13 protein-coding genes and 1 tRNA gene are annotated in these 18,150 nt (G+C 69.9%); 4 read left to right on the top strand and 10 right to left on the bottom strand.

What is annotated here, in order from left to right; translation table 11 throughout:
- Positions 1-313: 313 nt before the first annotated feature.
- Both IO36_RS43355 and IO36_RS26375 read right to left on the bottom strand, forming a co-directional pair.
- Positions 314-1,582: a VanZ family protein gene (locus IO36_RS43355; RefSeq protein ID WP_051900961.1), complete on the bottom strand. Its 1,269-nt coding sequence runs from the start codon at positions 1,580-1,582 to the stop codon at positions 314-316.
- A gap of 62 nt (positions 1,583-1,644) precedes the next feature.
- Positions 1,645-2,022 carry a hypothetical protein gene (locus tag IO36_RS26375; RefSeq protein WP_037623455.1) on the bottom strand — a complete coding sequence of 126 codons (378 nt, stop codon included), beginning with the start codon at positions 2,020-2,022 and terminating at the stop codon, positions 1,645-1,647.
- A gap of 417 nt (positions 2,023-2,439) precedes the next feature.
- On the opposite strand from IO36_RS26375, the gene IO36_RS26370 reads away from it, so the two are divergent.
- Positions 2,440-3,195 carry a class I SAM-dependent methyltransferase gene (locus tag IO36_RS26370; RefSeq protein ID WP_037623528.1) on the top strand — a complete coding sequence of 252 codons (756 nt, stop codon included), beginning with the start codon at positions 2,440-2,442 and terminating at the stop codon, positions 3,193-3,195.
- A gap of 417 nt (positions 3,196-3,612) precedes the next feature.
- On the opposite strand, the gene IO36_RS26360 is transcribed toward IO36_RS26370, so the two are convergent.
- Positions 3,613-3,687 (bottom strand) — tRNA-Val (locus IO36_RS26360).
- Positions 3,688-4,233: 546 nt separating this feature from the next.
- On the opposite strand from IO36_RS26360, the gene IO36_RS26355 reads away from it, so the two are divergent.
- A complete protein-coding gene (locus tag IO36_RS26355) occupies positions 4,234-5,667 on the top strand; it encodes a hypothetical protein (RefSeq protein WP_037623453.1) in 1,434 nt (477 codons plus the stop codon).
- A gap of 151 nt (positions 5,668-5,818) precedes the next feature.
- Here IO36_RS26355 and IO36_RS26350 read toward each other — a convergent pair whose 3' ends face one another.
- The 3 genes from IO36_RS26350 to IO36_RS26340 all read right to left on the bottom strand — a co-directional run bounded on the left by IO36_RS26350 (position 5,819) and on the right by IO36_RS26340 (position 10,549).
- Positions 5,819-6,955 carry an amidase domain-containing protein gene (locus IO36_RS26350; protein ID WP_037623452.1) on the bottom strand — a complete coding sequence of 379 codons (1,137 nt, stop codon included), beginning with the start codon at positions 6,953-6,955 and terminating at the stop codon, positions 5,819-5,821.
- 171 nt (positions 6,956-7,126) lie between these two features.
- The gene (locus tag IO36_RS26345; protein ID WP_037623451.1) at positions 7,127-8,425 is read right to left on the bottom strand and encodes a polysaccharide deacetylase family protein; all 1,299 of its coding nucleotides are present in this window, start codon (positions 8,423-8,425) and stop codon (positions 7,127-7,129) included.
- A gap of 90 nt (positions 8,426-8,515) precedes the next feature.
- On the bottom strand, positions 8,516-10,549 hold the full coding sequence (locus IO36_RS26340; protein ID WP_051900960.1) for a transglycosylase domain-containing protein: 2,034 nt from the start codon (positions 10,547-10,549) through the stop codon (positions 8,516-8,518).
- Between the two features lie 369 nt (positions 10,550-10,918).
- On the opposite strand from IO36_RS26340, the gene IO36_RS26335 reads away from it, so the two are divergent.
- A complete protein-coding gene (locus IO36_RS26335; RefSeq protein WP_037623450.1) occupies positions 10,919-11,146 on the top strand; it encodes an FmdB family zinc ribbon protein in 228 nt (75 codons plus the stop codon).
- 555 nt (positions 11,147-11,701) lie between these two features.
- On the opposite strand, the gene IO36_RS26330 is transcribed toward IO36_RS26335, so the two are convergent.
- Genes IO36_RS26330 through IO36_RS26320 form a run of 3 tightly spaced genes read right to left on the bottom strand, consistent with a single transcriptional unit; the run spans position 11,702 to position 16,271 of the window.
- A complete protein-coding gene (locus IO36_RS26330; RefSeq protein WP_037623449.1) occupies positions 11,702-12,541 on the bottom strand; it encodes an HAD family hydrolase in 840 nt (279 codons plus the stop codon).
- On the bottom strand, positions 12,541-15,057 hold the full coding sequence (locus IO36_RS26325; RefSeq protein WP_078943454.1) for a phosphoribosyltransferase: 2,517 nt from the start codon (positions 15,055-15,057) through the stop codon (positions 12,541-12,543). The genes IO36_RS26330 and IO36_RS26325 overlap by 1 nt, the downstream gene beginning before the upstream one ends.
- 44 nt (positions 15,058-15,101) lie before the next feature.
- Positions 15,102-16,271 carry an HpcH/HpaI aldolase/citrate lyase family protein gene (locus IO36_RS26320; RefSeq protein ID WP_037623448.1) on the bottom strand — a complete coding sequence of 390 codons (1,170 nt, stop codon included), beginning with the start codon at positions 16,269-16,271 and terminating at the stop codon, positions 15,102-15,104.
- Positions 16,272-16,451: 180 nt separating this feature from the next.
- Between IO36_RS26320 and IO36_RS26315 the strand changes: the two genes are divergently transcribed.
- A complete protein-coding gene (locus tag IO36_RS26315; RefSeq protein ID WP_037623447.1) occupies positions 16,452-17,360 on the top strand; it encodes a TerD family protein in 909 nt (302 codons plus the stop codon).
- A 46-nt stretch (positions 17,361-17,406) separates the two neighbouring features.
- Here the strand turns inward: IO36_RS26315 and IO36_RS26310 are convergent, their stop codons facing one another.
- The gene (locus tag IO36_RS26310; RefSeq protein ID WP_037623446.1) at positions 17,407-18,144 is read right to left on the bottom strand and encodes a Tellurium resistance; all 738 of its coding nucleotides are present in this window, start codon (positions 18,142-18,144) and stop codon (positions 17,407-17,409) included.
- Positions 18,145-18,150: the final 6 nt, after the last annotated feature.

Genomic DNA, 18,150 nt, shown 5'->3' with positions numbered 1-18,150 from the left:
AGATCCGGATGTCAAAGGCCCCCAGCCATGATCGACTGGGGGCCTTTTTCCGCACGATGTGGCACGGCTGTGGCACGTTCCGAACGATCGGGCGTTTTGAAGGCCCCTGGTGCGTCGCACGGAGCAATGTCTCTGACTTGCACCACTCCCTCACCCCGACGCCCCTCTGGCCAGCCCTCGACACGCATTGGACAGGGCCCGGGGTTCGTTACGGCCGAGGTGGCTCCTGCGGAGCGAACCGCACCTTGAGCCACCCGACACCCCTGAATCTTCTGCGTTCTGCCGCGGTGCCCCTATCCGGCACCCGTCCGCTTCAGCTTCCGGAGGGTGATGAGCTGACTATTCGCTGTCCTGTTGAGGCATCGATGACAATATCCTGACTGCCGGCACCAACTAGCCAGACAGGGCGCCACGCGCCTGCTATCTGCTGCGCCAGGAGCAGCGTGGATTCGGTGGCCTTACCAGTGGCGTCGTGTGCGAGTTCACGCGCCCTCTCCTCGTTCACGGTGACACTGGGAAGCTTCGGGTCTGCCAACGTTCGAGCGTTGAAACCGAGGATGCGCTTCGCGGTAGTAATCGTGATGTCCAGGCGCATGGGCATCAGTACGCCGCCCTTGTACCGCCGATACGTCACCATGTAGGCGCGAGTCGGACCTTCGCCTAGCACACGGACCTTTTGTGTACTTCCGTCGACGCTGCCAGGGAACCATTTCCGGGCGAATCGATCGGCCGTGGCCACCGCATCCTTCTGGCTTGCGGTTCCCTTGTCGCCGCGGTTGTCTTTGGCCCAGGCAGTTTCGAGGTGCTTCTCAGGCCACCATCCCGCGATACTGCCGCGACTGGTCTCAGCGGTGACCTTCTGCTTGCCGCCGATGAATTTCACACTGCTGCTGACGACTTCAGTGTCGGCGCCGAAGGTTGCTTTCGCTGCTGTGGAAAGCCATTCGTTCGCGTCGACCGCCACGTCGGCCCGCCGCTCGCGAGCGTCATCCTTAGCAACGATGTCGACTGACTCGATGCGGGTCAGGAACAGGGCAGCGCACAAGCCGCCGACGAGAACAAGTACGGATACCCCCCACGCGACGTCTCGCTTGGGGCGAGATAAGGGGGTTGGGCGAATCAGGCACCAGACCGCCCCAGCACCCGCCCCGAGGACCGATCCGGTCGCGTTGGCTGCGAGATCCGTCAGCGTGCACGAACGCCCCAGGTGCCCCAGCGACTGTATGAGTTCAACCGCTCCACTGAGGCACACGAAGGCGGCTGCGACAGTCACCGGGCGCCGCAGGGCGAGAACAGCGAGGAAGGCTCCGGGAGCGAAAAGCGCAACATTCAGCAGTGCGCTTTCGTCGGTGAACAGATGGATCGGCGCACCCATATCGCACTGTGCGGCCTCCAGGCCAGCACTGCCCGGCAGCGTGGTAACGGAAAGGATGCCGGCCACGTATACGGCGAGGGCGGTCGGCAGTCGCCATGGCTTGCTTCGGGCTTTCAGCAGGAAGACCGTGGGCAGGGCGAACAGCGCACCGAAGACCAGGAAGGCTGCCACCAGGCCCGGCACGGCGGAGATTGACGCTTCGATCACGGAAGGTCCCTAGAGACGGGCCGGGGCGCTTCATTGAGCGCCCCGGCTGTCGCGTGCCGGGTTCAGCAGACGCTGAGGTTCGGCGTGTAGTAGTTGCCAGTGCTGGCCTTCATGTAGCCGGCGATCGAGCAGTCCGGCACCGCGGACTTCTTCTTGCCGCCCCAGCTGTGCTTGATGTCTGAGCCGTCCACTGCGGTCTTCTGGGAGTCGAGGAACAGCTCTTCTCCCGTGGTCATGGCGAGCTGGATCGTGACCCTGCTGCCGCCCGTCTTCTTGTACTCCGTGGCGGAGTAGTACAGCGAGCAGTTGTTACTGACGAGACAGCCGTCATCCCCGTGGATGTACAGCGTTCCGTTGCTCAGGCTCGTGCTCTTGGTGCCATATGCGTAAGCATTCGCTCCGCTGAATACGAGCAGCGCGGTGACCGCTGCGACTGCCACTCTCTTCATCCTCATCGATTCCCCCTGCGAATGGTCCGACCTTGCCCAATGGCAAGATCAATGTCGCGAAGGATACGGGAAATGATCAGATCATGACAATGTGACTTGATCTTAGTGGCTCAAATGCAACGGCTCTATCCACATGTGGGCGCGCGTTGGCTCAGCGCAGGCGGAGCGGGCCGAAGGCTGGAGCGGCGCCCGGCGCGGAGCCGGGAGCGCCCCCGGCGGAGCGGAGCGCAGTCGGGGCTTGATGAAGTAGAGAACGTTCTATCCCGCCGATCGGCAGATGACTCAAGATGAGCCGACAACCCACGAACACCGTCAGAGCCATCCTTGTGAAAACCATTGGTGCCCGGCTTGCTCCGCTGATGGACTGAAGTCCTACCGCGAGTCTGCCGCGTGACGGAGGTAGTGGTTTTGACAGGCTATGGCGTGCTTGCCGAGGTGTACGAATGGCTCATCTCGGATGCAAAGTTGCCTCCAGCCGAGTTCGCTGCGTCGTTCGACGACGTCCTCGATCTCCTGCCGTCGAACGCTCACGTCCTCGACTGTTCATGCGGAACCGGACAGTTGGCGGTTGGCCTCGCCGGTCGTGGCATGCAGGTTGTCGCAACTGACGCCAGCGAGGCGATGGTTCGTCGGACTGCAGAGTTGTCCGAGGAGTTCGGGGCATCCGTCCGGGCCGTACGGGCGAACTGGGAAGAGTTGCCCGACCATTTCCAGGACAACACGTTCGACATGGTGTTCTGCGTCGGCAACTCGCTTCACCATGCCGCGGGCGCGACAGGCAGGGGTGCTGCTCTGGAATCGATGTCACGGCTTCTGCGCCCCGGCGGGCACTTGGTACTCACATCCCGCACTTGGGAACGTGTGAGGGCCAGAGGTTCCCGGCTGGAGATCAGTGACCGGCTCGTCCGCCGGAACGGTCGCGACGCCGTCGTGGTCTACCGCTGGGAGATTGCACGGCATTGGGAGGAGGAGCACCACATCGAGATTGCAATCGCGCAAGTTGATGCGACCGGGTTGGTGCTTGTCCGCTCGGAACTGCTGTCCTGCTGGCCCTACCGGTACGAGGAACTCGAAGTCGAGCTGCACCGGGTCGGACTCCAGACGGAAGTGAGCACCTTCGATCTTGAGGCCGAGAACTACATGGTGGTCGCGAGCAAGGTATGAACACCGGACTCTCAGTCCCTGGCCGGACCACGCGGTTGCTCGCAGGACGCTTGCGCCCTCTCATCGGTGAAAGACCTTGTGCAACACCCTTTAGACGGGTCGGTCCAAAAACTGCCGGGTCAAGGGCGCGGGCACGGTCACCCACACCGAGCGGCCGTTCCTCTCCGTACCCGAGGTGTACCGGCTCGCCGACGCCGTCCCACCTCACTGCCGCGTCCAAGTGCTCCTGACCGCGTTCGCCGCGCTCCAGCGCCGGGACATCGACCTGGAGGCCCGTACCGTCTCCGTCCGCCGCTCGTACTCCGAGACCCGGACGGACGGCCTCACGGCCAAGGGCCCAAGAGCAGCCGAGAAAGATCAAGGCCCAGGCATCCGGATTCGCACCGGTTGACCTGGGCCTTGTTCGTGTCCTGAGACTGGTGGGCGCGGACGGTTTCGAACCGCCGACATCCGCCTTGTAAGGGCGGCGCTCTACCGCTGAGCTACGCGCCCAGGACGATGCGACAGCCTACCTTGCCCGGGGGGCTGCCCCGCAAACCCGTATCGGGCGTGTGTGGAGGTGGAGGGGGACAGGGTGGGTGGGAGCGGAGGCGGACTGGTTCGGGTGTCCAGGTGGGCGGGCCGCGCGACGGTTCCCGCCTCCGGCGGGGTCCGTTCGCCCCCGACGGAAAGATCACGGTACGGAAAGCGAACTATCCGGCTCGTGTGTTCGTCTTCAAGCGGTGGGAGAATGACAGCCGGGCAAGGCGGATGACAGCACGGGAGAGGGATGTGACGGCGACACCTTCGCAGCCGTATTCGCCGTTCGCGGGGCCCACGCGGCCCGCACACCCCCTCGGTGGCGTTCAGCGGGCTCTCCCGCCACCACGCCCGAGCAGCCCGGCGACTTCGGCCGGCTCATCGACTTCACCCCGGGTTTCCGGGTCATCGGGCTCGTCCGGCTCGTCGACCGGGGCCATGGACTCCGGGTGGCCCAGGCAGCCTCAGCGGTCCGGACGGCCTGCCCCGCAGGAACGGCCCGCCCGGCGGGAGCGGACGGTGGCGCCGGAGCAGCCCGGTTCGCCGGAGCGGCGTGAGCCGGTGCAGCGGCCCGCGCGTCCGGCACGGGGTGCCAGTACCCGCCGCCCCGCCCCACACCCCTCCACCCCGCGCTCCTCCGCCACCCGTGACGTGCTCACACTCGTCGCCCTCCCCCTCATCGCCGCCCTCGCGCTGCCCGCCGCCTTCGCCGGGGGCGGTACGCGGCGCTGGTTCGGTGGGCGGTCCGAGGGGCAGCGGGCCGAGGCTCAGGCCGCCAAGGACGCGGCCGCTGCGGCGTTCTACGAACTCGACACCGCCCAGCGCGACCTGCGGATCTCGATCGAGACGATCACGGCCGTGGACGACTCCCCCGCCGCCCGGCGCGCCGTCGCCGACTTCGGGGCGCTGGGGCGGCGGATCGACGAGGCCAGCCAGAAGTACATCACCGCCGTCGACGCCCACGATCTCGACCGGGACGAACTGGAGGCCTCGGTCGCGGTGCGGGCCCGTACCGAGCTCGTGGCCGCCAAGGACGAACTGGTCCGGGTGAAGGCCGATCTGGACCGGTTCGAGCAGAGTCTCGCGCCGCTGCTCGGCAAGGCGGAGACCCAGCTCGCCCGGCTGGCCCCGGCCGTCGAGCGCGCCCGCCAGGCCCTGCTCGCCGCCTCGAACGCCCTCGACGCCGTACGGCAGACCGGCCTCAAGGCGGACGATCTCGCCGCCCGGCTCGCCGCGCTCGGCCCCGAGCTGACCAAGCTCAACCAGGGCGCCGGGCAGCACGGCGTGCCCGAGACGGTGGAGCGTGCCGAGCGGGTCTCGCGTGAGGCCGCGGCGGTGGCCTCGGAGGCGGAGCGGCTGCCGGAGCGGGCCGCCGAGATCGACCACCGGCTCGTCTCGCTGCGGACCCGGGCGCAGGCCCTGACGACCCGCGCGGGGCAGGTGGAACCCGTGCTGAGCGAGCTGCGGCGGCGGTTCTCGGCTGCGTGCTGGCAGGACCTCCAGCAGGTGCCGGACCAGGCCGCGGAGAACGTACGGCAGGCGGAGGCCAAGCTGCGGGAGGCACGGGCCGCGCGCGAGGCGCAGCGCTGGCCGGACGCGACCTCGCTGCTGACGACGGTACGGGCGCTGCTGAACGGCACGGACGAGGCCGTGTCCGCGGCCGGTGACCGGCTGCGGCGGCTGAACGCCGTGCAGAAGGATCCCCAGCAGGAGATCGACCGGACCCGGTTCGCGATCCGGGACGCGCAGCGGCTGGCCATGTCGGGCCGTACGACGCCCGAGCCCCGGCACGCCCGCCCGCTCGACGACTCGGTCGGCCGGCTCGACCGGGCCGTGGCCACCCTGGAGGGCCGGCACCCCGACTACTGGCATTTCCTGACCGAGACGGAGGCCGTGCGGCAGACGGTGGCCCATGTGGTCGCGCAGATCCGCGAGGAGCGCGGGGGCGCCTGAGCCGCCTGAAGCCTCACGGAGGGCCCGGGGAAGGTCCGCCGCGGCAACCGGCAGGGAGGCCCGCAGGGGGTCCCGGGGATGTGCGCTGGGCACACCCCCGGAACCGCCCCGCAGGTCAGGAGCTCCGGGGCAGCCTCCGGTCAGACCCCGATCACGTCCGGTACGCGTAATACGCCGTGGTCGGGTACGCCGCCAGCAGGCTGGACACCGAGCGGCGGTAGGTGTCGGTATCGTGGTAGGTCACGTACGGCACCCCGCTCGCGCTGCGGTACGACGTGATCATGGAGTGGTCCTTGGACCCGTCCTTGTCGAAGTCCATCTGCATCACGTCGCCGACGTCCATCTGGTAGATGTTCGCCAGCGGCGTGGAGCGCTTGGCGGTCTGGGTGAACCAGGACCACTCGTTGACGCCGACCCAGGTGTCGGTCTGGGTGGAGGCCGTGTAGTTCCAGGTGCCGTACTCCTCACCCGAGCTCGCGACCGTGGTCCAGCCGCCCGCCTTCAGGGACTGGCTGAGGTAGTTGGTGCAGTCGCCGCCGACGGAGTTGAAGCTGCGGTAGGCGGGGTTGTAGTTCTTCCAGTACGTCTCGGCGTACGTGGCCATGGCCGCGTAGTCGTACGGGCCGCCGGTGAGCGTCTTGGGGTTGGCGGGGGCGGGGTAGGTGGTCGCTGCCCGGGGGGCGTCGACAGCGGCCATCGGGGCCCTGCGGAGGGTCGTGGGGACGGGCTCGTTGACCTGCCGGGGTCCCTTGTCGGTCGAGCGTTCGCTCAGCAGCTTCCAGGTGCCGTCCGGCAGGGCGGCGAACGTCAGGACGTGGTGGGCGCGGAAGCCGGTGGTGGGAGGCTCGTCGCCGCGGATCCTGCGGTACGTGAGGGTGGTGGTCTCGGTGACCCAGGCCGTGGCCAGCGGGCCCTTGACCCGGGTCCGGTTCACGGTGACCTTCGTGTCGGCTGCGCTGTAGGCCTCGCCGAGGGCCGCGAGGCGGGACCGGGTGCCGTGCAGCGAGGTGAGCGCGGTGTTCTCGGTGCGGGTGAGGGCGGCGGGCACGCGGATGCCGGCGGTGGTCGCCCCGAGGGCCGTGCGCTCCGCGGGGGCCCGGTCCAGCAGGGCGGCGGTGCGGTCGGTGAACACGGCGTCGGCCACGCGGCCGAAGGCGTCGGCGGTGGACGCGGTCACCCGCGGGGAGACGGGGGCCGCCGCCTGCGCGGTGGACAGGGGCAGCAGGAGGGCGGAGAGCGTGATCGCCCCTACGACGGAACAGCTGCGGCTTAAGTTCTTCGGTGTCACTGGCGATTCTCCTTGATCCCCGGTCGGACTCCAGGGAAGGGAATCTTTACATGTCCCCCTCAAGTGTGGTGACTCTGGGGGGAGTTGGCGTCCGGTACAACCAAGTCCCATATGTCGCAGGTAAGTTGATCTCGATGCATCGCCGGAGGGCCACCGGCCCGGCGACGGGGCCTACTTCACCACGGTCGACCAGTCCGGCGACTGGGCGGGGTCGAGTCCGCGCAGGCGTTCCAGCGTCTCGGGCTTCTGCACGTCGAGCCAGTTCGACAGTTCTTGGAAGGACACACAGCGAACGCCCTTCTTGGTGCAGACGTTCTTGATGACCTGGTCGATGGCCTTCATGTAGATGCCGCCGTTCCAGTCCTCGAAGTGGTTGCCGACGAACAGCGGCGCCCGGCTTCCGTAGTACACGCGGTTGAAGCCGGCCATGTAGGAGTTGACCGTCTGCTGCTCCCACTGCGGGTACTGCGCCGGGTCCCCCTCGGTCTCGCCGTCGGACTGGTTGTAGAGGAAGTTGAAGTCCATGGACAGGCCCTGGTACTTGCCGTTCTCGTAGGGGAGCATCTGGAGCGGGAAGTCCCAGACGCCCTCCTTCTTCTTGGGCCAGATCTGGAAGTCGCCCGCGGAGCTGGCGTCGTAGCGCCAGTTGTACTTCTTGGCCGTGGCCTTCATCGCCAGGAGCAGGTTCTTCTGCCCTTCGAGGCAGGGCGCGCGCCCGCCGCTGATGGCACGGGCCGGGTCGAAGGGGAGCGCCGGCATGTCGGAGTAGCCGGTGTTGGTCTTCCACTTCTCGACGAAGGAGAAGAACTGGTTGATCTCGCTCTCCCACTCCGTGACGCTCCAGTCCCCGCCGCCCTTGTCGCCGCAGAAGTGGCCGTTGAAGTGGGTGCCGATCTCGTTGCCCTGCTTCCACGCCTTGCCGAGCTCCTCCAGCGTGGTGCGGATGTGCTCGTCGGTGGCGTAGCTGATGGCCGCCGAGCCCGGCGAGTGCATCGGCGGTTCGTAGAGGTTCTTCTTGTCCTTGGGCAGCAGGTAGATGCCGGTCAGGAAGAACGTCATGTGGGCGTTGTACTGCTGGGCCAGCTCCCGGTAGTGCGAGAAGAGCTGGTCGTCGCCCTGGAGGGCACCGTCCCAGGAGAAGACGACGAACTGGGGCGGCTTCTCGCCGGGCTTGAGCGGTACGGCCTTCAGCTCGCCCTTCTGCGGCCCGGTGTAGGAGGTGGAGCCGTCGCCGAGCACATGGGTCTTGCCGTCCCAGGCCGGTTCCTTCTTCACCTTCGCGGCGCCGGGCCCGTGGGCGCGGGCGGAGGCGGCCGGCGTGGTGTGGTCGGTGTTCAGGGCCAGGTAGGTGGCGGCCGTGGACGTGACGACGAGGAAGGCCGTCATGGCCGCGAAGCCCTGGCGTGCCGAGGCTGCGGCGGAAACCGGATCGGACTCGCGGCGTCGGCGCCGGCTGTGCTTCGAGTTCATACGGGGCACATTCTGCGAGGGGGACGGGCGGAGCGTGGCGCGGCCACCGGGTGGCCGGCGGCGGGGGCCGAGCGCGGTCGGCCGACAGGATCAGCGGAGCGGGCTCATGGCACCCGACCAGATGCCGTACGGCACGTCGGCGGGCGGTGTGCCGGCGATCCCCTTGAGCGGCAGCGGTTCGAGGCTCTTGGTCAGGTCGATGCGATACAGGACGACGGCCGTCGACACGGAGTCGTTCGAGCCCACGTACCAGGCGGCCTTGTCGTCCATCGTGAAGCCGCGCTTGGCGGCCACCTCGGCCGTCGCGGGGGCCGCGCCGGGGTGGCTGATGCGGAAGGAGTCCGCGAGGGCGTCGGTGACCTGGCGGGCCACCTCCGCGCGCATCGCGCGGTGGGGTGCGGGCATGTCCAGCCGGACGCGGGAGCCGTTGCGGGTGATGCGGTGCACCGAGTACGGCTCGTAGTGCGTGCCGTCGGCCGCGAAGGTGGCGTAGGCGCTGGCCATGCGGATCGCGCTGGGCGTGGCCGCGCCGAGCGACATGCTCGGCACCTGCGGTCCGATGCTGGAGGAGAGCAGGCCCGAGGCCTCGGCGGTCGCGCGCACCTTGTCCAGTCCGGCGTCCATGCCCAGCTGCATGAACGGGGTGTTCACGTTCGAGGCGAGGGCCGCGCGCAGGGTGATCTGGCCGTAGTTCTTGTTGCCCTCGTTGTGGGCGGCGACCTTCTTGCCGCCGCGGTCCCAGTAGGGGCCCTCGGGCGTGCTCACCGGGACGCCGTCGTTGCCGTCGTAGAGGGACTCGGGGCCGACGGGGGTGGCCGCGCCCTCGCGGGTCTTGTGGACGCCGTTCTCCAGGCCGGCCGCGTAGACGAAGGGCAGGAAGGCCGAACCGGCGGGGACGGTGGTCGCGTTGGACTCGTTGTAGCCCTGCTCGCGATGGTCGGGGCCGCCGTAGACGGCGAGGATCCGGCCGTCGTCGGCGATCGAGGCGGCGCCGTAGTGGGCGGCCTTCGCGTTGCCCGGGTCGCTCTTCTTCGTCGCCTTGCGGGCCTTGGTCACCGCGTCGGTGAGGGCGGTCTCGCGCCGGCGGTCGAAGGTCGTGTAGATCTGGTAGCCGCCGAGGTCGAAGTCACGGTCGGAGATGTGCCCGGCCTTCTTGGCGTACTGGGTCGCGAGCTCGACGAGGTAGTCGCTCTGCTTGCCGGTGTCGTAGCTGCCGCTCTGCTTGATCGGCTCGGGGAACTTCGTGTACTTGGCCCGCTCGGACGCCGAGAGCTTGCCCGTCTTGACCATGCGGTCGAGGATCCAGGACCAGCGTTCCACGGCACGCTTGTGGTTGGCCTTGCTCAGCGTGGGGTCGTAGAGGCCCGCGCCCTTGAGGAGCGAGGCGAGGAACGCGCCCTCGCTGGCGTCGAGGTGGCTCACGTCCTTGCCGTAGTAGGCCTGCGAGGCGCGCTGGAGGCCGTAGGTGCCGCGTCCGAACCAGCTGGTGTTGAGATAGCCCTCGAGGATCTTGTCCTTGCTCATCCGGTTGTCGAGCTTGAGGGCGATCATGGCCTCGGTGAACTTGCGGGTCACCGAACGGTTCTGGTTCAGGTAGACGTTCTTGACGTACTGCTGGGTGATGGTGGAGCCACCCTGGGTGTCGCCCTGGCCGACCGTCTTCACCAGGGCACGGGCCAGGCCCTTGGCGGAGATGCCGGGGTCGCTGTAGAAGCTCTCGTTCTCCGCCGCGAGGACCGCCGAACGGACGTCCTCGGGAATGTCCTTGAGGGGCATGGCCTGGCGGCGCACCCAGCCGGTACGGGCCATGGGGGTGCCGTCGGACCAGAAGTAGACGTTGTCCTGCTGTGTGGCGTACGTGTTGAGGTTCTGGGGTACGTCGGTCGCCGCGTAGGCGATGACGAGCAGCGAGCCGCTCAGGCCTATGGACAGCGCGAAGGCGCCGAGCCACTGCCGCCAGGAGGGCACCCAGCGCCGCAGTCCGGTCCGTCCGGGGCGCGGGTAGGCGGGTTTGAGGCGGCGGGCGTACGGTGCGAGCCGGGTGGCCAGCCGGGCCGGGGCGGAGGGCTTCGAGGGCTTGCGCCGGCTTCCGCGGCCGCGCTGCGGTGCCGGGGTGTCAGCCATGGCGCACCCCCGCGCACGGGCGGCCCAGGGACAGGGGATTTCGGGCACCGCCGGGATGCCTTGTCCTGGTCACGACTGCGTCTCCCTCCGCACTTCGGAATTGCGCGCGCGGGTAGTTGCAGCGGCCGCTTTCGCGGCTGCGAGCCCCCCTCCCCGACCTTGCGGCTCGTCGCGGCCCTATTAAATTATCAGCGACCAACGCAATCCCTTCGATCAGCAACGAGACAAAAAAGTTCAGAGGTCAACTGGCGTCCCTCGACGGCCCTCCGCGACCAGCCGTCACGCCCGCCCCGGGGGCCCCGGACCGCCACGAGCGGCCGGCGGCGCGGAGCCCTCTGAAGGACGGCCCCTTCCGGCTAACCTGGGGGCATGCCTCGCTACGAATACCGCTGCCGGACCTGCGGCGACACCTTCGAACTGAGCCGCCCCATGGCCGAGTCGGCCTCCCCCGCGGCCTGTCCCGCCGGACACGACGACACGGTCAAACTGCTGTCGGCGGTCGCCGTCGCGAGGGGCGGCGCGGGCTCCGCGCCGGCGCCCGCGCCGCGCCCGAACGGCGGCGGGGGCGGGTGCTGCGGCGGCGGTTGCTGCGGCTGAGCGCGGGATTTCTCACCAACTCTTCAGCCGCCTCGGGTTCGGCTCCGGCGTGTCGTGACGGAACGGTCCCGGTGCCCCCAACAGGGCCGCATCGGGACCAAGTTGCACACGTGACCCGATTTCCGCCGAACCGGGCACATCGCGGGGGCGGCTGTCATGGATTCCCGACTCCGCGGGAATGAAGCGGAGTTCGCCATTCCGTTTACCGGGTTTCCGAACGGAGTTCGGTATACCGATCGAGCAGGCCCGAATCCAGGACCGGAACGGCGACCGGACCGGGCCGAAGGCCGAGACCGGGAGCAGGCTCGGGGTCCGGCCTGGGAGCAGGCTTGGGGTCCGGCCTGGGAGCAGGCTCGGGGTCCGGCCCGGGAGCAGGCTCGGGGTCCGGCCCGGGAGCAGGCTCGGGGTCCGGCCCGGGAGCAGGCTCGGGGTCGGGCCGGGCAGGCTTGGGGTCGGGCCGGGCAGGCTTGGGGTCGGGCCGGGACCCGGCGGAAAGCCGGGGCCGGGGCCGGGACCGGGCGGTTGTCGCCGGTCCCGGCCCCGGGCCTGGGTTGGTCAGACCGCCGTCGGACCGGTGCCGAAGCCCGTACTGGCACTGACGAACTCCCGCAGGATCCGCTCCCCCGCCAGAACGCCCCGCTCCGGCAGCGCGGTGATCGCCAGCGCCGTCCAGTCGGCCTCGGCGAGTTCGCCGTGGCCCGGACGCCAGCCGCGGTCCGCGGCGAGCAGCAGGTCGGCGTCGAGCAGCGAGTCCCCGGCGCCCAGGACGAGGGAGGTCCCGGTGCGGCGGGCCACCTCACGCACGGCCGCGCTCTTGGTGAGCGGCTTCGGCACCGCGTAGATCTTGCGGCCCTGGAGAGAGACCGTCCAGCCGCGGTTCTCCGCCCAGACGGCCAGGTTCTTGACCCACTCCTCGGGGAGCAGTTCCCGCTCCACCACGAGATAGGCGAACAGGTCCTCGGCGACACGGTGCTTGCGCAGCCAGGCCGGGTCGGCCGTCGCCTCCAGGTGGTCGCGCACCTCGTCGAGCGGCGCGCACTCGGAGGCGAGCCGCTCCTTCACGGACCGGTGCCAGTCGGGGTCGGAGACACCGTCGACGAGCAGGTGCCCGCCGTTGGCGCAGATCGCGTACTCGGGGGCCGGACCGGGCAGGTTGATGCGCTGGTACTGCTTGCGGGTGCGGGTCGTGGTGGGCACGAAGTGCGCGATGTCGCCGAGTTCGGTGAGCAGCGCGGCGGCCGTCTCCGTCATGTAGGAGAGGGGCTTGCTCTCGTGCACCTCGACGCAGAGCAGCCGGGGCGCGCGGGCGTCGGGCATGGTGAGCGCGAGGGCCGCGGCGGAGTAGATGAGGGTGCGGTCGAGGTCGCTGGCGACGAGGGCCTTGGGCAGGGACATCAGAGGGTCACCGCCTTGCCGTCGGCACCGGTCGCACCGCGCGTGTACTTCGGGTGGATCAACCCCACGCAGCTGTACGGGAGTTCGTCGACCTCCTCGACGGGCACCCCGCGCTGTGCGGCGAGGAGACGTACGTGGTCGAGGTCGGCGCCGGCTCCGGCGCGCGCGAGGATCTTCCAGGGGACGCGGCGCAGCAGGACCCGGGTGGTCTCGCCGACGCCCGGCTTGACGAGGTTCACGTCGTGGATGCCGTGCTCCTCGCTGATGCGCTCGACGGCCGCCCAGCCCTCCCAGGTGGGGGTGCGGTCGGCGGCGAGGAGTTCCTTCGCCCGGTCGCGGGCCGCTTCTGCGACGTCGGGGAAGTGGGCGGCGACGGTGTCGAGGAACTCGACGGAGACGTCGGAGCCGGCCAGCTCGCGGTAGAACTTCGCGCCGTGGTAGTCGTGTTCGCCGACCAGGTCGGCGCGCAGGACGGTGCGCGAGATGAGTCCGGAGACGGTCGAGTTGAGGCAGGCGGAGGGGATCAGGAAGTCCTCGCGGGTGCCGTAGGTGCGCACGCAGGAGCCGGGGTCGGCGAGCACCGCTATCTCGGGGTCGAAGCCGGTGATGCCCTCGGCCGCCTCGAACTCCTTGATGGCGTCGGTGAGTTCGCGGGTGATGGCGCCCTTGCCGGTCCAGCCGTCGACGAAGACGACGTCGGCGGGGTCGTGGTGGGCGGCGAGCCAGCGCAGCGCGTTGGCGTCGATGCCGCGGCCGCGGACGATGGAGACGGCGTAGTGCGGCAGGTCGAGGCCGTGCTGGTGCCGGGCCCAGCGGCGCATGAGGACGCCGACGGGGGTGCCGGCGCGGGCCAGGGACACCAGGACGGGGCTCGGGGAGCGGTCGGCGAGCACGAGTTCGGTCACGGCGCCGACGGCCTCGGCGATCCGGGCGGCGGAGGCGTCGAGGGCCGCGTGGAACAGCTCCTGGTACGCGGTGCTCGGCTGGTACTCGACCGGCAGCGACTCGGCGTAGTGGGCGCCGCCGCTCTGGATGGCCTCCTCGCGCTCCTCGGTCGGCGCCTCCAGCGTGACGTCCGACAGGTCCTGCAGCAGCCAGCCGACCTCGTCGGGGGCGTACGAGGAGAAGGCGGGGCCGCGGAGGGGCTCGGGCAGCATGGAGGGCCTTTCGGTGGACGGCCGTGCGGGGACGTGGCTGGGCACGACGGCTAGCAGGACGTGCGGGGTGTGGGCCGCCAACTGTGCCAACAGGCCGTCGGGCGCGTGAAGCGCGGGTGTGTCGGCGGTGGAGTCGACGACGGCGACGACGGCGTCGAAGCCGGCTCCGGCGACGTTGTAGGCGTAGCGCTCGCCGGGTCCGTCGTCGGGGTCGTCATGGGCCGGGAAGGCGATGCGGCTGCGGATGGCGTAGCCGGGGTCGTCGAGGGCGAGCACCGGGGAGCGGGTCGTGGTGGAGAAGCGCACCTCGGCGGGGAGGGTCCGTTCCAGTTCTCCGGCCAGCCGCAGCGGCGCGTACATCAGTTCCTCGAAGCCGAGGACCAGGACGCGGCGGGCGCCGTCGGGCAGGGCGTCGGCGAGGCGTGCCCCCATGGCGGGCAGGGCCGCCTCCAGGCGTATTCGGTGTCCGGGGGTGAATCCGTGCCGTCCGCCGTCGGGGAGGCCGTGGGGCCAGCCGAGGTCGACGCGGACGGCCGGGGCGGCGGTCCTGGGGGCGGGGGCGGCGGGCGTGGCGGACTCGTGCCGGGCGACCAGGGCGGTTCCCCTGGCGAGGACGTCCTCGGGCAGGCGCACGGTGCCCGAGGCGGCGGCGATCAGGTCGACGCGGGCGCCGATGTCGCCGGCGAACTTCTCGAAGCGGGCGTGGTCGGCCGGCGAGCGCATGTCGACCAGGGCGACGACGACGTACCGCTCGCGCGGGTAGCGCCGGTGCAGGTCGCGGATGGTGTTGAGGACGGTGTTGCCGGTGGAGAACTCGTCGTCCACGAGGACGAGCGGGCCGGAGCCGGCGAGCAGCCCCGGGTCCTCGGGCAGCAGGAGGTGCGAGGTGGCGTGGGAGTGGGACTCCTCGAAGCCGCCCGCCTGCCGGACCCCGGCGACCGGGCGCCGGGTGGAGTGGAGGTAGGGCGCGACGCCCGTGCCGTCCGCGACCGCGTGGCCGAGGCCGGTGGCGGTCTCGGCGTACCCGAGGACGACGGCCGCGCGGGTGTCCTCGGCGCCCAGCAGTTCGCGCACCCGCCGGCCGAGCTCGACGCCGTAGCCGTGGACGACGGCGGGCGACTGCGGCACGTGCTTGCCGAGCACGTTCGAGACGAGCAGGTGGGCGCGCTTGGGGTTGCGCCGCAGGGCGAGGCCCAGCAGGCCGCTCAGCTCCTCGTCGCCGACGAGTTCGACGCCGAGCCGTTCGGCGACCCAGGTGCCGCTCCACACCGGGTCCCGCGGGGCGCCGGGCCGGTCCGGGCCGTCCGGGCCGCCGCTGCCGCTGGGGTGGTTCGGGTCCTGCGCTGCTGGGGTGTTCATCTGTTCCTTGCTGTCGGGGGTGCGCTGCGCTCGGCCGGGCCGGCTCACGCCGGGATTCCGGCGAGGAGCAGGTCGACGAAGCCGATGTCCTCGCGGGCGACCCCGAAGACCTCGGCGCGCAGCAGGGTGCGCTCGGCCCAGGCGCGGTGCGGCTTCACCTCGTTCATTTTGTTCGTGTACGCCGATCTCAGTACACCCCCGCCGCCGCGCTCCGGCCTGAGGATGTCCTGGGCGTCACTGAACTCCTCGTGGCTGACCACGGAGAGTGCGTGGACGGGCGGTACGTGCGAGGGGTGGATGCAGGTCTTGCCCATCAGGCCGTTGGCCTGGTCGAGTGCTATCTCGCGCAGGAGTCCGTCCATGGCGTGCTCGAGGAGCCGCTCGCGCAGTTCGTCGGCCTGGCCCTCCAGGAAGGGGCTGCGGCGCAGCTGCGGCTTGAACATGCGTTCGGGGACGCGGAAGTACTCCCAGACGGGCCCGGTGACGGTGAAGCCGCTGCCGTCGGCGCGGCCGAGCATGTTGACCACGTCGGCGATGACGGAGGCGACGACCTGGACGTCGTAGGCGGTCATGTCGGGGGCGCGGCGCAGCCCGTAGGAGGAGCAGAAGTCCGTGACGCCGAGGCGCAGCGCGAGGACGCGGTCGCGGTACTTGTCGACGGCGCGGAAGATGCCCTCGAGGGTCTCCACCCGTGATTCGCGGTAGAGCAGTTCGGGTGATTCCAGGACGGGCATGGCGAACAGACGCCTGCCGCTGTCCGCCTCGGCGGTGGCGAGCGCTTCCAGGAACGGCGTGCCGCGTTCCTCGGTGAACTTGGGCATCACGAACCCGGACAGCAGTCGGACGGCGGGGCCGAGGCGGCGCACGAGGTCGGGGATCTGTTCGGGGAAGCGGACCCGTACGAAGAGCAGCGGCAGTTCGCCGGCTTCGGGGCGGGACGCGAGGTCGGTGAACTGGCGGACGAGGTTCTCCTCGGCGCCGGTGACCTCGGCGTCGTCGATGGAGTCCTCCAGGCACAGCACCATGGAGACGACGCCTCGGGTGGTCTGCTTGACGATGTCGTCGGCGAGCGTGGGCCGGGTGGCCGGGCTGTAGAGCGTCGCTCCGAGGGCGGCGGCCAGTACTCTGGCCGGCGAGTCGGAGGTGAAGACGCCGGGCTCCCGGTGGAAGAGGCGCTGCCGCTCCTCCGGGGTGACGTGACCGAAATGACGCATGGGACTCCCCCGCGGCGGCTAGATGGCCGAATGTGATGTGGCCGGTAATAGTACGTATGGATCCATGACATCGATTCCCACCGGGCGTGAAGAACAGGTAACTCCGCCGTGTCCATCACCGGCCGGTTCAGGAACGACCCCACATTGTCGTGACCAGGACCGACAGGGCAGGATGACGGCATGACGCACGCGATGCTGAAAGGGTCGAACGTCCCGCTGGACGCCACAGCGGTGCGCGCCGTCCTGCGCTGGACTCCCGGCCAGGGTGTCCCCGATGTCGATGCCTCCGCGCTGCTCCTCGGCCCCGACGGTCGTGTGCGATCCGACGAGGACTTCGTCTTCTACAACCAGCCCCGCCACCCTTCGGGCAAGGTGTGGCGGCTCGGCAAGAAGCGCGGTGCCGAGGGCCTCACCGACACGATCCAGACGGATCTGACGGGTGTCGAGCCCGGCGTCGGACAGATTCTCCTGGTCGCATCGGCCGACGACGTCACCTTCGACCACGTACGCGATCTGCGCATTCTGCTGTACGACGCGGCCGTCGCGGACGGTGAACCGCTGGCGTACTTCGACATCAAGCCGGAGACGGGTGCGGAGACCGCGCTGATCTGCGGCGAGCTGTACCGGCGCGGGGACGGCTGGAAGTTCCGGGCGCTCGGCGAGGGCTATTCGAACGGCCTGGTGGGGCTCGCGACCGACTTCGGGATCTCGGTGGACGAGTCCGAGGCCGCCGCGGCGTCCGACGCCGGGGCGGTGCCGGAGACGACCGCCTGGGCCTCGCCCGCCACGGCTCCCGAGACCTCGCTGCCGCTGCCGCCGGAGCAGTCCGCCCCGCCCCCGCAGCAGCCGGCCCCCGTCCCGCAGCAGCCCGCCTACGGCTATCCGGGGCCCGCCGCCGCGGCGACCGGCCCTGCGTACGGCTACCCGCAGCCGGCGGGCCGGGCGGAGGATCCTTCCGCCTACGGCTATCCGCAGCCGCAGAGCGCGCCGGCGACGCAGCCCGCGTACGGCTTCCCGCAGGCGGTGGGCTCGGGTCCGGACCCCGACTTCCGGCTGCCGCCGCAGGGTCCGCAGTTCATGAGCCGCTGAGTCCGGCGGGCGCACGCGGCGCCCGCCGTCCGGGGCCGGCCGGCGGCTAACGGTCGGCCTTCGACTTGTACCCGCGGCCCCACGCGAGACCCCAGCCGTAGAGCCGGTCGAGTTCGGCCTGGAAGCCGTAGACGAACTTCACCTCGCGGCGCACGGTCACCTCGCCCTTGTCGCACTCGATCATGACGACGGCGCAGGAGCGGGCCTGCGGATGGCGTTCCTCCAGGCCGATCTCGATGCGCGGGCCGTTGCTCGGATAGAGCGTGATGATGGCGTGCGTACGGTCGAAGGCCGGGGTCTTGTCGTAGATGTAGACGAAGACCAGCAGACGTTTGATGTCGTCGCGGTGGTCGAGATTGACGAACGCCGTCTCGCCCGAGCCGGAGCCGAAGCGGTCGTCACCGCTGAGCTTGACGTACGGCGGGGCGTTGAGTTCGCCGAAGAAGCTGCCGAGCGGCTGGACGACGCCCTTGGTGCCGTCCGTCAGCTCGTACATGACACCGAGGTCGAGGTCGACGTTGACCATGCTCTGGGTGTGCGCCTGGACCACTTCCGGTTTGAACGTGCGCAGCGGGTTGCGCAGCAGACTGCCCCGCTCGGGCCCCCCGATGTCGGAGGTGCGCATCCGCCAGGACAGGTTGATGCGGAGGTTCCCGCCGGCCGCGCCCTGCCGGGTGAGCGAGACGGTGTGGTTGCGCTTGGTCATTTCGATGGAGTTGGTGGCCGCGCTGCCGGAGTCGAAGTCGGCCGAGCGGCCGCGCCACAGGTCCTGCCAGATGCCCATTCGGCC

Source organism: Streptomyces aureus, assembly GCF_000725495.1.
In the GTDB taxonomy this organism is placed as follows: Bacteria; Actinomycetota; Actinomycetes; order Streptomycetales; family Streptomycetaceae; genus Streptomyces; species Streptomyces aureus_B.
Note: the sequence above shows the minus strand (reverse complement) of the source record. Positions and strands in the feature narration are given on the sequence as shown.